Source organism: Ignavibacteriota bacterium (assembly GCA_016713565.1).
Lineage (GTDB): Bacteria > Bacteroidota > Ignavibacteria > Ignavibacteriales > Melioribacteraceae.
In genome coordinates this window covers 57,632-71,145 of record JADJOX010000008.1, presented here as the reverse complement: position 1 = coordinate 71,145, position 13,514 = coordinate 57,632, and the positions used below count along the sequence as shown (strand labels likewise).

General features: G+C 32.1%; 9 protein-coding genes. All 9 read right to left on the bottom strand.

Annotation, left to right across the window (positions count from 1 at the left end; translation table 11 throughout):
- Nucleotide 1: 1 nt before the first annotated feature.
- Nucleotides 2–1,465 (bottom strand): HAMP domain-containing protein, encoded by a 1,464-nt coding sequence (locus tag IPK06_14935; GenBank protein MBK7981269.1) that lies wholly within the window; start codon nucleotides 1,463–1,465, stop codon nucleotides 2–4.
- Between the two features lie 168 nt (nucleotides 1,466–1,633).
- Nucleotides 1,634–3,166, bottom strand: coding sequence for a sel1 repeat family protein (locus IPK06_14930; protein ID MBK7981268.1), 1,533 nt, complete (start codon nucleotides 3,164–3,166; stop codon nucleotides 1,634–1,636).
- Between the two features lie 25 nt (nucleotides 3,167–3,191).
- Nucleotides 3,192–3,608 carry an ATP-binding protein gene (locus IPK06_14925; protein MBK7981267.1) on the bottom strand — a complete coding sequence of 139 codons (417 nt, stop codon included), beginning with the start codon at nucleotides 3,606–3,608 and terminating at the stop codon, nucleotides 3,192–3,194.
- Nucleotides 3,609–3,738: 130 nt separating this feature from the next.
- Nucleotides 3,739–3,948 carry a cold-shock protein gene (locus IPK06_14920; GenBank protein ID MBK7981266.1) on the bottom strand — a complete coding sequence of 70 codons (210 nt, stop codon included), beginning with the start codon at nucleotides 3,946–3,948 and terminating at the stop codon, nucleotides 3,739–3,741.
- A 506-nt stretch (nucleotides 3,949–4,454) separates the two neighbouring features.
- Complete coding sequence (locus tag IPK06_14915; GenBank protein ID MBK7981265.1) at nucleotides 4,455–5,999, bottom strand: alpha-N-arabinofuranosidase; 1,545 nt, start codon at nucleotides 5,997–5,999, stop codon at nucleotides 4,455–4,457.
- 36 nt (nucleotides 6,000–6,035) lie between these two features.
- Nucleotides 6,036–7,976, bottom strand: coding sequence for a glycoside hydrolase family 127 protein (locus IPK06_14910; protein MBK7981264.1), 1,941 nt, complete (start codon nucleotides 7,974–7,976; stop codon nucleotides 6,036–6,038).
- A gap of 12 nt (nucleotides 7,977–7,988) precedes the next feature.
- Nucleotides 7,989–9,725, bottom strand: coding sequence for a glycoside hydrolase family 43 protein (locus IPK06_14905; GenBank protein ID MBK7981263.1), 1,737 nt, complete (start codon nucleotides 9,723–9,725; stop codon nucleotides 7,989–7,991).
- A 158-nt stretch (nucleotides 9,726–9,883) separates the two neighbouring features.
- Nucleotides 9,884–12,271, bottom strand: coding sequence for an endo-1,4-beta-xylanase (locus tag IPK06_14900; protein MBK7981262.1), 2,388 nt, complete (start codon nucleotides 12,269–12,271; stop codon nucleotides 9,884–9,886).
- A 26-nt stretch (nucleotides 12,272–12,297) separates the two neighbouring features.
- On the bottom strand, nucleotides 12,298–13,512 hold the full coding sequence (locus tag IPK06_14895) for an SMP-30/gluconolactonase/LRE family protein (protein MBK7981261.1): 1,215 nt from the start codon (nucleotides 13,510–13,512) through the stop codon (nucleotides 12,298–12,300).
- Between the last annotated feature and the right edge of the window lie 2 nt (nucleotides 13,513–13,514).

The window sequence follows — 13,514 nt, the reverse complement described above, 5'->3', positions numbered from 1 at the left end:
TTTAACTCGCTTTTGCATATTTAGGATCTTCAAATATTAGCCGGACAGTTGTACCGTTTTTATTAAAAAATTCTACCTTTCCATTTAGTTGAACTGTCAAATTATTTACAAGCCGTAACCCTAAAGAATCTGATTCTTCAATTTTAAAGTTATTTGGTATTCCTTTTCCATTATCGCTTATTTTTAATATTAGTTTATTGTTTTCGTTGTGTCCCATGTCAATTTTTATTTCACCTATTGATTCGTTGTCAAATCCGTGTTTAAGTGAATTTGAAATTAATTCATTTATAATTAAACCGCATGGAACTGCTGTATCAACATTTAATTCAATATTGGCAATATTTGCTTTAAGTTTAATTTTATTCTGATTAACTCCATACGACTGAAATAAATAGTTGGTAAGTTTTTTAACATATTCTTTAAAGTTTATATTTGCCAAATCTCCCGATTGGTAAAGTCGTTCGTGTATCAATGCCATTGATTTAACCCGGTTCTGACCTTCTCTAAACATTTCCAAAGTTAACGGATCGGTAATTTTTTTAGATTGAAAAAAGAAAAGACTTGAAACAATTTGTAAGTTATTTTTAACTCTATGATGAATCTCTTTTAAAAGAACTTCTTTTTCCTCCAAAGATTTACCTATTTCTTTCTCTGCTTTTTTTCTGACTTCATTTTCCTTTTGAAGTGATTTCATCGCGTGTTCCAATTCAACGGTTCTATCAACAACGCGAGCTTCCAATTCCTTGTTAATTATTTCCATTTCAACTGACGTTGCGGCAATTTTCTCAACCATTTCGTTAAATGAATTAGCCAAATAACCGACTTCATCATTGCTTACAACTTCGGCTCTTTGTGTATAATCTCCATCTCTTATTTTATTTACTGTATTAACAAATTTCGTTAAAGGTTTAGTAAAATAAACACCGATTAAATATGCGAGAATACTTCCTACCAAGAAAATAAATAAACTGACCAATCCGATATTGTATTTTAATTCATCAATTTTATCATAAACTAATCTAAGTGAATATCCGATATAAATATTTCCGACTGTTTCACTTCCCAATAAAATCGGAGCATGAATTTTCATTATTTCCCACTTTTTTGAAATGCCCTTGTCATCTGCATTAGTGTAATTATTCATTACCGCGGTAAAATAGTTGAAATCAAAGAAGAGCGAATCGGCTTTTTCAATAACAACATAGCGTATCTCTTCATTTTTTATTAATGATTCTATTTCATCAACGGAGGTATTGTTCTCTTGAAAATAAAGTCCGGAAGAAATGCCGTAAGCCGCTATTTTTGCCACTGAATTTGCTTTTTCTCTCAAACTTTCAATTCTTTCCTGTTCAAACTTTGCCGGAAAATAAAAGAAGATAAATAATGAAAATAACCCCAATAATATTGTAAAGAGTGAAGTTAATTTAAATTTGAGCGAAATATTTAGTCTATGCTTGTGTGCCATATACGTTTAATTAAAATATTTAATTTTACTTCAAAATCTTAAATTATCTTTGATATTTATAATTTAGGTTTTAGTAAAGTTTTAAAATGTTTACTATACTATCGGAATTGAAAACTGTAAATTAAGTTTGAGGTTATTAATTATTATTTTTTGGTGAGATAAATCAATTTATTCCAAATATATTTGAAATTCGTCGTCATTTGGTCTTAAATTATCGTACATTTTTCTTAAAGAATTGTATGCGGCCTCATTTCCTCTTCGCGCTGCTTGCCGGTACAAACTGGCGGCTTTGGATTTATCGACTTTAACAGAAATACCGTGTTCATAACAATTAGCCAAAGCTGCTTCAGCTAAAACCGAGCCTTTATTCGCAAATTCCTGCAAAGTTTTTAATTCATGAGAATCAAAATTACTTCTATCTGAATTTATTTTCAAAAATGCTAATCTAACTTTTGCTTCACTGCTGCCTAAATTACTTGCTTTTTCAAAATATTCAACGGCTTTAACCGAATCTTTTTTAACTAAAATGCCAGTATAATACGCCAACCCGATTTCTATAATGGAATTTATATGGTTTTGTTTTTCGGCTTTTTTCAGGAGATCAAAAGCTTCATTTTCCGTTAAGGAATAATCCATTCCCAATGCAATTAAACCTGCCCAAACGTACATTGCTTCGGGGTTATTGTTTTTAACTTCGTTTCTTAACTGGGCGATAATACTGGTGCTTCTAGAAATTTTTAGCAGCGGTTCCGCTGCTTTGAATGAGCCCAATCTAAAAGCTTTAAGATAATTGGATGCCGCTGAAATTTTATTTCTTTCAATACCAATGCCTTGATCGAGTAATTTGGCATTTATTAGTAATGCTTCAGGACTTCCGGAAACAGCCGCGTAATCTATCAAACCCAAAGCGGAAGTATCTTTAATTCCTTCTTGCAATTCGCTTGAATTTATATTCAGCATATTTTTAATTTCGCTGTTCTTCGAAGTTAAAATTTCATTTAAATATTTTTTTTCGTCGTCTTCGGAAAGTGAATCGGTTTTAAAATCGAAAAAATCCAAATCGTAATTTTCAAATGCCAAAGAATTTTGATCGTTTGATTTTACAATTTTGGACTCTTCATATTTCGTTGAATCGTTTGAAAATGAAATTCCATTTTTCTTAAATTCATCCAAAACTTTCTTCGCATCTTCAAATCCTTTATCAGCTGAGCGTTTTAACCATTTATGCGCTTCATTCAAATTCTTATTTACAATTAAATTATCAGTATAAAGAAGTCCTAAAATATATTGTGCTTGTTCCATTCCGCTTTCGGCGGCGACTTTAAAATTTTTAAAAGCTTTGAACGGATCCCATTCGGTTCCAATTCCATTACTTAACATAATTCCATAATTAAAATTTGCGGCTGGTAAATTTTTCGATGCGGCTAAACCAATCCAATCAGCCGCTTTTACGGAATCTATAGGAACACCGATTCCAAGAATATATCTGATACCTAATTCATGCTGAGCAAAAGGATCGCCGCTTTTAGCTTTTTCAGTTAGTAAAAAAGATGCCGCTAAGTTATAGTTAGGATATTTCGGTTTTATCAAGGGTGCTTTGTATTGAAGTCCGGTTTTTTTAACAACTTCGCTTTTTACTTCATCTTGGCAGAAAATAATAGCTGGTATGAAAAGAATTAGAAGGAAATGTTTAAAATTCATTAAAAATTAAAATCTCATTTATGGATTAGTGAATATTTTTAACCATAGTAAAAATATTTTTGTTCCCGTCTCTAATATACTTTGTTTCATCCATTAGCTGTTCAATAATAAACAGCCCCATTCCGCCTTCAGGCAGACTATCAATATCGCTGGGATCAAAATCCAAAGTAGGTTTTTCCAAATTAGATCGTTCAATTCCATTATCGGTAAGAACAATTCTCAGTTTTCTATCTGCGATTTCAATAAAAATTTCAATAGTATTATTTTCCTCACCTTTATAAGCGTGTTTAATAATATTATTTAAAGCTTCGGCTAGGCTTAATTCAATTTCTCTAATACAATTTTCAGAAATCAAATGATCTTCACAGAATGTCTTTGCTATAAAACAAACCGAGTTTACATTTTTGTATTCGCTATTTATAATAAATTTTTTGGAATCCATTTGAAATATTTATTGGAATAAAATATTTGTAATTATCGAAATTTCAATTTAAAAAATATATTATTTAAAGTTATTAGACAAAAAAAATCCAGCAAAAAGCTGGATTAAATGCATCAAAATAAAGTAAAAATTATAAAACTTTTACATCTTGAGCTTGAGGACCTTTTTGACCTTCACCTACAGTAAATTCAACTTTTTGTCCTTCTTTTAAAGATTTATAGCCATCACCAACAATAGATTTGAAGTGAACAAATAAATCTTCACCTTCTGATTGTTGAATGAAACCATAACCTTTAGCATTATTGAACCATTTTACGGTTCCTTCTTTTCGCTCTGCCATTACAGCTTTCCTTTATATTATGTTAAAACTAGGAGTTGAACAGAGCTTCAAAATAACAACAAAGACAATATCCTACCTTGAAAATTGCTGATCAACCACTTACTTATTTATATAACTTCCTAAGAAGTTATTCCTGAGAGTTGGGGACTCTCAGAGCCCGTAAAATTATTTACTTTTTTAACTAAAATCAAGCATTTTAAAAATTTTGTATCATTAATCCAGGAACTTTATAAAATTTTTATAAATTTAGCTTCCTATAAAAATATATAGGATACGCGGTACTTTAATAATTTTATTTAGTATTATCGAAGTAATAATACCAAATATTAGTTTAAGTATTCTATTTTCAACTTATTCTGCAATTCAAAGTGATAAAAAGTAGAAATCCGCATGAAAAATCAATATTCAATTTTAATTTTTTTCATAATAAAGTTGATTTTCACTTTAATCGTAAAATTTTAACATAATTGAATAATTTTTAATTAGAAATCCCAAATTCAGTTTTTTCATTTAATATTTAATGTAACTACTGATTTTGCCGGAAGATTTAATTTAACTGAATTTTCAGACAATTTAAATCCGGTAAAAGCTTTGATATTAACTTTTTCTTCTTCCCCAAAGTCATTGAAATCATTCATATTCTTTGAAACAATAATTTCACCTTTGGATTTATTTGAATTTGAAATTCCATTTAATTCTATTTCAATTTCCAAGTCCTTATTTGGATTTACATTAGCCAAAGATATATTTATCTCCCCTTGCGCGTTCTTTGAAGCTGATGCAGTAACCGCAGGAATTTTATCTCCATTATATTCATAATCTTCACAAATTAAATTTATCGGCAGTAAATCGGCATTCTGATGAACTTTGTACATTTTAAATAAATAAAATGTGGGTGTTTTTACCATTTGATTATCTTTTGTAAGAAGCATTGCCTGTAAAACATTAATTGTTTGAGCAATGTTCGCCATTTTTATTCTTTCCGCGTTATTGTTAAAGATGTTCAAATAAACTGCACCCATAACAGCGTCGCGCAAAGTATTTTGCTGAAATAAAAATCCAGGATTTGTTCCAGGTTCCACTTCATACCAGCTTCCCCATTCATCCGCAATCAAACCAATTTTATTATCCGGATCGTACTTATTCATAATATTTATGTGTTCTTTTAGTCTTTCATTCACAATAAAAGTATTTTTCATCATTCCAAACCATTCAGCTTCTTTAAAGTCTGTTGCGGAACTTTTTGGATTCCATCCAGGGTAAACGGTATAATAATGGAACGAATAACCTTGAATCAAATGTCCGAATTTTTGAGTCTTCTTCATAACAGTTTCAGTCCAATCATAATCGGCATCAGTACCGCCGCTTGCAACTTTATATAAATTTCGTCCGTTCATGAATGTCGAAAATCTTTTGAAAACGTCTGCATAATAAGAAGGTTCCATATTTCCGCCGCATCCCCAGCTTTCGTTCCCGACCGCCCAATATTTCACATTCCAAGGTTTTTCTCTTCCGTTTTGCTTTCTCAATCGTGTCATCGGACTTTCATTATTTGAGTTAATATATTCAACCCATTGCGAAGCTTCTTCAACTGTTCCGCTTCCAACATTAACGCATACGTATGGTTCTGCGCCAAGAATTTCGCAAAGATCTAAAAATTCGTGAGTCCCAAAACTGTTATCTTCTGTTACTCCGCCCCAATTTGTATTTATAATTGAAGGACGTTTTTCTCTCGGTCCGATTCCATCCATCCAATGATAAGTATCCGCAAAACATCCTCCGGGCCATCGGATAACCGGGGGATTAATTTCTTTTAACGCATCGATTACGTCTTTTCGCAAACCTCGTATATTTGGAATTTTTGAATTCTCTCCGACCCAAAAACCGCCGTAAATACAATTTCCCAAGTGTTCGGCAAAATGACCGTAAATATTTTTGTCGATTTTTATTTTCCCGGCATCTTCTTTAATTATAATTTTATTTCCATCTTTTGCGGTAACTACAACAAAGGATATAAATAAAAGGATGAATAAATGTTTTAATTTTTGCATGTTTTCTCCTTGTTGTTTATTCTAAAAATATTTTTTTTAATTGGTAACGCGAAACCAAACCTTCATTTTATTAACGCCGCGGTTCGACCATATGTAATATGGAATTAATGAAAAATTACAATTCTCGTTTTCGCCGTTTATTTCAACAATTGGCTGATCCAAGATTACTGCATGATTTGCGTTTAATTTTGTTGCGTCGTCTATTGTAATATTTGAAATAATTTTGTTGTCGGCTTCTTCGGCACAATAAACAATCGGACCAAATTCAATAGCGACTTTGCCGCTGTCGTCTTTCACATTTTCATTTGCCTCTACTTTTTTAATTTCCATAGGAATGTTTAATTCAACATTTTCTCTTTTACTCCAAACTTTTGAAACGACGGCATACCCGTTTACAAGGTTAAGATTTTCTTCCTTTCCGTTTACCAATAATTTAATTTTGTTATTGTTATGATTAACATATTTGTACAAATTACCCGGAACCGGTTTGTTAATTGCCCAGCCGGGAATTCTTATCTTCAAAGTAAACTCTTTGGGATTTTCAACTTCAATATTAATTTTTATTTTTCCATCCCAAGGGTAATTGGTTATCTGCTCAACTTTTACTTTTTCATTATCAATTTTTACATCTGCTTTGTTTCCAATAAATAAATTTATGTACAAACTATCATTATTTACTCCGTATATTAATCCGGGAATTGATGGAATAAATCTGATAATATTAGTAGGACAGCACGAACAATCAAACCAAGGCGACCTGGTACATGACCCCATATTGAATTTATATTCGCCGTCTGATTCTGTAGGATTCGGATAAAAGAAATTTTTTCCGTCAAGCGAAATTCCTGAGATCATTCCATTATACAATGTTCTTTCAATAATATCGAAATACTTTGAATTTCCTGTAAGCAAAAACAATCTATGATTCCAATAAATATTTCCTATTGCGGCACATGTTTCATTGTAGCCAGTTAAATTCGGTAGTTCATAATTTTCACCAAATGCTTCCGCGCCGTGTTTAGATCCCATTCCGCCGGTAATGTACATTTTTTTATCAGTGGCGTTTTCCCAAATTTTATTGATCGCATTTAAATATTTCCGGTCTTTGTATATCGCAGCAATATCCGTCATTCCAGCATACATATAAAGAGCTCTTACGGAATGACCAACGGCTTCTTCCTGCTGCAAAACCGGTATATGATCTTGACTGTATTCACCATATAATTTATGAGTAGTGGAATCTCCTCTGGATTCAAGATACATTTTTGCCAATTCAAGATATTTTTTGTTTTGCGTGATATGATAGAGTTTAATTAAACCGGTCTCAACAATTTGATGTCCGGGAGGCGTTTTTAATTTATTTGGACCAAAATTATTTACGAGTAAGTCTGCATTTTTTATTGCAATATCCAAAAAATTTCTTCTGCCGGTTGCCCAATAGTGAGCCGCGGCAGCTTCAAACATATGACCGCTGTTATATAATTCATGACTCGCGTCTTCGGAGCCCCATCTTACCTTTGAAGGTTTTACCCAAGCTGCTGGAGGATTATCTCTATCTATCGTGAACCAAGTTGTTAAATATCCGTCGGGTTCCTGACCAATGCCAATAATATTTATAAGCGAATCAATATATTTTTCAAGAACAGGGTTCGGCTGACTAACCAACGAATATGACGCGCCTTCAATAATTTTATAAATATCCGTATCGTCAAACGGCATTTTTCCCTTAAACTTTCCTTCTTTCTTTCCGCCGGCAATTAAAAAATTTTCAACTCTGCCTTCTTCCTCACATTTGCGAAACGCATAATCTATGGTTGTATTTTGAACGAGCTTTATTTTCGGAAGCCAGAAATCATCTGTCAGTTTTACGTTTCTAATATCAACATTGCCGATGGGATAATCCGGAAAATCCAATTTCCTTTCCTGCGCAATATTCAATGAAACAGCTATGCAAAAAAATAAAATTATCTTTTTCATTTTATTCTCATTTTATTTTGGCAATTCATTATAAATTTCATCATTACCTTCATAGTTAAAATTATCGAAATAAGCTTTGTTCGTGCTTTCTTTTCCATTTGATGTAGCGTATAGACCAAAGACTGAACCCACAAAATCTCTTGGAATTACTGCATGTAGAAATGTCCCGTCAACTTGATCTTTCAGTAAATTCCATTCTATTTTGTTATATGAATAATAAAAAGAAAAGTCTCCGCCGTTTATATTAATTTTAAAAATTACTTCTTTGTTTAAATCATTACTTCCTATTTCATTCGAGGCAAGTAATTCTACTTCAATTCCATTTATGGGTTTTTCTATACTTTTGTATAATTGAATTACTTCTTTGCTGTTGTTTAGAGACTTACAAATATAAAAGTAATGGTTTTCATTAGTTAAAATTACTAAACCCGCTTTTTCATTTTCGGTTTTCGGATTGAACTGTAATTTCGTATATGCGGAACATGAATTGTTTTGCTGACGATGACCTAAGAAACTTGGATTACCAAGTCCGCCGCATGTCTCCGGCCGCAATTCCAATGAGACATAACCTTTTTTTTCATCCAACCTGAACCATTTTTTAAGCGGAGTTCTTAAGAAAATAAAATTTTTGTGAAGTGAATTTTCGGTGAATTCATACATACGTTTAAAATTTCCACTATATTCAATTGTATTGATAGGATTATCAACCTTAATATTTGGATAAGGGTAAGAAAATTGAATTTCTTTGTACTCCGGATTTATTATCGGCCAAAAATCACTTTTTGAATTTGAATCTTCAATCCATTTTACAGGCGCTAAAAATGTTTCACGGGATAAATTGGAATTATTATTTTCAAATGGTTCATACGGTCGAATTCCCAAAAATATCGCCCACCATTCACCGTTTTGGGTTTCTAACATATCCGCGTGTCCTGTGGATGTTACCGGATTTTTTCTTTTGGGATCTAAATTCCTCTGAGTTAAAATTGGATTACCTTTAAAAGATTCGTAAGGTCCCCAAATATTTTTACTTCTAAAAATTACTTCCGAATGATTATCAGCAGTCCCGCCTTCTGCAGCCATCAAATAATAATAATCAAACATTTTGTAAATGTGCGGGCCTTCAATCCATTCGGGTTTTTTATTAATATCTGTACCGCCATTAATAATTATTTTTTCCTCGCCTATCACTTTCAATGTCTCCAGATCAAACTCATACATTCTTATCGTTCTGTGTCCACTATACAACGGCTTATTATCCGGAGCATCGCTGTTATATAGAATATAAGTTTTTCCATCATTATCAAAATGAAGTGAAGGATCTATTCCATTTAATTCAGGCAAATATATCGGATCGGAATATGGACCTTCAGGTTTAGAAGATGTGACTATAAAATTTCCGCCTCCATCAACAATTGTACATGTTATATAAAACTTTCCATTATGATAATTTATTGCGGGGGCAAATATTCCTCTTGACAAACCTAACCCGTTAGTATTAAAAGTTTTTGGATTTTCCAAAGCATGACCAATTAATTCCCAATTGACCAAATCTTTGCTATGAAAAATCGGAATGCCGGGGAAATATGAAAAAGTTGAATTTACTAAATAATAATCGTCATCAACTCTTACAAAACTCGGATCGGGATAGAAACCCGATAGAATTGGATTAGTAAACATTCTTGTGTCCGTAAGATTTGAACATGAAATTATTCCCATAAAAATTACAATTAAATATTTTTTTCGCATATTGTTATTCCACAGTTTATAAATAATTTAACTAACTGATTTTTTCTTATTTCAACTTATTTCTTTGAAAATGTTATTACTAATTGCATAATTAAATCAAATTTGGAAACTTTTGTTTCTCCAAGCATTTTAGGCAATTCCACGCCTTATGAATCTTATTATTTAAGCACAACAAATTTTTTTGTATCAATAAAATTTCCGGATGTTAATTGATAATAATAAATTCCGCTCGAAATATTTTTAGCATTAAATGTACAAGAATAATTACCAGGAGATTTAATTTCATCTATTAATGTTTGAATTTCACGTCCCAAGATATCATAAACTCTTAAAGATATTTTTGAAGTATTTCCAATGCTGAATTTTATTTCTGTTGTTGGATTAAATGGATTCGGATAATTTTGTTCCAACGTAAAATTATTGGGTAAAGGATCTTTTTCTATTTCAATTCCAACAGGATTTTCATTTATATATTGAACCAGCCAATCCAATGCAGGTCTATTAACGCCGTCTTTATGAACTAAAAAACAAGTCGTTTGCCACATTTGACCTTCAACGTAACCCCAAAGCGTAATTCCATTTACACTGGGATGTTGCCACAAAACAGGAAAATATTTTTTAAAGAGTTCTAATTGTTTTGCATCATCGGGAGTTCCCGCGTCTCCAATGTTTCCAAGATCCATTTCGGAAATGTAAACGGGAAGTCCAGTTGAGCCCAGTTTATCTAAGTTTCCTTTTAATGTGTTCGTACTCGAATTTTCAAATTCAAATCTATGGCCTTGAATACCAATTCCATCGATCAATTTTTGATCTTTGAGTAAATTTATTATTTGCATATAAGATGTTGTTGCGGTGTTGTCGTTTATAATTCCATAATCATTCAAAATTAGTTTTGCGTTAGGCAGATATTTGCGTGCAAGCTTAAATGAATTTATTACCCAATCCCATCCTGTTTTACCATCGCCGCCAAGTGCTTTTTTATAATTAGCCCTTCCGTTTTTTCCATCTGGAGGATTATGAGTAGCTAAAGGTTCGTTAACAACGTCGATCAAATCAATATAAGGATATCTTTCACCGACTTTTCTAATCCATGTTTCAATAAAATGAAATTGCTGAGCAGAATCTAAAGACGATATCCACGAAGGCTGCTGCTGCCCCCATATTAATGTATGATCTTTGAAAATCAAATTATTATTTTTCGCACAATTATATGCTCTATCCAAACCGCCCCAATTCCAATTATTTGTATCAATTGATGCGGCAACCGAACCCCATTTTCCCGCATTTCCGGGAGTAAGCTGATTCCAATAATTTTGAAAAACATCATCTTGAATATCGCCGTAAGCATTGCCCAAGAATTTCGGCATTCCTTGAGCATAAGGCGGCCCTTGATAAAATTTATTTTCAGGTTTGTCCATTGAAGTGGAACCGGGCAGCATGTTATCCAAATCATTTACCGTGAAATATAAATTTGATTTTCCAAATGCGAATTTATCTATTTCCAATCCGTCTTCACGACTTGCTATTTGAAATGTTTTAGTTAGATTATTTACATCAGCTTGAAAATATTCACTCGTCGAATCTTTTGGGAAAAAGTTTTTTGTTACATTTATCCATTTCCAGATTTCAGAACCTGTAATACCAAAATCATATACATAATCTGCAGCTACATCAAAACCTGCGTTTGCCAATCCATTTATAAAAACCCAATCATTTGCGGAAGTATCGTTTTTGTTTCCAAACCCTCTACCTGCAAAAAAACTATCATCATTAAATGAGTCCGGACCAACCTTAACTCTTGCAAACAAATTATATTTTCCGGAGTCTTCCAATGTTACATTATAGTTTATCACGCTATTTGAATCTTCCGGAAAATTAAGTCCGGTATAGTTCTTTACCGGGGCAACAAAAGTAATTTCACCATCTTCCATAACCGTAAAACCGTTTCCGACACTTCCCGATTCGGCTTCAAATATTATAGGTACTTTACCAAAATTTTCACCTTTTATTTTAAGATTATCTATATATATCGCATTGCCAATATTGCTAGAATAATTTAAATGAATTGGCGCGCGGATAACAGTTTGATTATCACTAACAGAAAATGTAAGTTTATATTCTTTCCATTCAGTCGTAAGATTTGCCGGTCTGATTGCCGCATACTCTGAATATGAGTAATTACCTACGGTAAAGTTTACTTGAGCGCCCGGTTTCTCTGCTTTTGCCCAAATTGTGTAGACATAAGTTTCACCGGGCATAATATGAATACTATCAGAAACGATTTGAATATCCCATTGATTTGAGGCAACGGAATTAATGGATATTTTTAATGCTTTGTTGCCTTGCTGAACCGGCGTATTAACAATTTCGAATAATGGAGAAGGATTTAAACTTGCGGATTGAATCAACCAGCCTTTAACGTCAGCATCAAAAACATTTCCGGTATCGGAAAGTTCAAAACTTCCGTTAGTTTCAAGTTGTGCAAAAACACTTCCTTGTAAAATGGTAATTAAAACCAATGCTGCAAATATTGTATAGTTTTTCATATGCTTTTTCTTGTCAATTAGTAATATTATTTATTTATTATAATCTTTTTTGATTCGGTGAAATTTTCAGATTCTACTCTATAAAAATAAACTCCGCTACTTAATCCATCTGAATTTACAGTTACCGAATGATAACCGCTTTGAAGAATGCCGTTCTTTAATATTTTAATTTCCTCACCTAATACATTAAACAGTTTCAAGGAGACGAAACTTTGTTCGGGAATTTCAAAATCTATATTTGTAATCGGATTAAACGGATTTGGATAGTTCTGGTAAAGAACAAATTTATTATTATTTGATAATTTATGTTCATCAATTTTTGTTATTGCCGGTTTGATTTTGTAAACCGATTTACCTGCTGTAATAAACAAAGTTTTCTTATCCGATTCGCCCCAAGCGCAATTGGAAGCCGAAACATTTTCAGGCAGATTAATTTTACCTAATTGTTCTCCGCTTGGAGAAATAATCCAAACCGCATTTGAACAAGTACAATAAATATTACCTATCGAATCTGTTTTCATACCGTCCGCATATCCGAAAACAGGAATCGTAAATAATAATTTTTTATTAACAATTATTGAATCGTCTACAACATCCCAAACATAAATTTTATGAGCTTGAGAATCATTAACGTATAGTTTTGTTTCATCCGGCGAAAAACAAATGCCGTTAGGTAAAGCAAGTGTTTCTATTAATTGAAGAATTCCCTTTGGACTTATTCTATATATTCCATTAAATGAAAGTTCCTTTTGCTGTCCTGCCGGAATATTAAAATCTGGATCAGTAAAAAATATTGAGCCGTCTGATTTAATTACTAAATCATTTGGGCAATTAAGTTTTTTATTATTATAATGATCTGCTAACGATGTTTGAGTACCATCTTTATTAAATCTTACTATTCTTCTTTTTCCCATTTGTCCCGCAATTAATCTACCATCTAAATCATATGTTAATCCATTTGTGCTATCCGAGTTATTAAGAAAAATATCCTTTCCGTTTTCTTTGGTCCATTTATAAATTTTATTCCCTTTAATATCAGAAAACAAAAGTCCATTGTTAATATTCCAAACAGGGCCTTCAGGCTGAAGAATATTATTTGCGATTTCTTCAAGCCCCGTATCTTTGTCAATTATAAATTGAGGGAACAATTTCGAAAAAGGGAAAATAGAGATTACTAGTACTGGAAATATTTTAATTACATTTCTAAGTTTCAATATTTTATAAATTAAAAAACAAATCATTT

Excerpts from the sequence above, each read along its gene's own strand:
- IPK06_14935 (MBK7981269.1), bottom strand. The coding sequence starts at position 1,465 with ATGGCACACAAGCATAGACTAAATATTTCGCTCAAATTTAAATTAACT.
- IPK06_14930 (MBK7981268.1), bottom strand. The coding sequence starts at position 3,166 with ATGAATTTTAAACATTTCCTTCTAATTCTTTTCATACCAGCTATTATT.
- IPK06_14925 (MBK7981267.1), bottom strand. The coding sequence starts at position 3,608 with ATGGATTCCAAAAAATTTATTATAAATAGCGAATACAAAAATGTAAAC.
- IPK06_14920 (MBK7981266.1), bottom strand. The coding sequence starts at position 3,948 with ATGGCAGAGCGAAAAGAAGGAACCGTAAAATGGTTCAATAATGCTAAA.
- IPK06_14915 (MBK7981265.1), bottom strand. The coding sequence starts at position 5,999 with ATGCAAAAATTAAAACATTTATTCATCCTTTTATTTATATCCTTTGTT.
- IPK06_14910 (MBK7981264.1), bottom strand. The coding sequence starts at position 7,976 with ATGAAAAAGATAATTTTATTTTTTTGCATAGCTGTTTCATTGAATATT.
- IPK06_14905 (MBK7981263.1), bottom strand. The coding sequence starts at position 9,725 with ATGCGAAAAAAATATTTAATTGTAATTTTTATGGGAATAATTTCATGT.
- IPK06_14900 (MBK7981262.1), bottom strand. The coding sequence starts at position 12,271 with ATGAAAAACTATACAATATTTGCAGCATTGGTTTTAATTACCATTTTA.
- IPK06_14895 (MBK7981261.1), bottom strand. The coding sequence starts at position 13,512 with ATGATTTGTTTTTTAATTTATAAAATATTGAAACTTAGAAATGTAATT.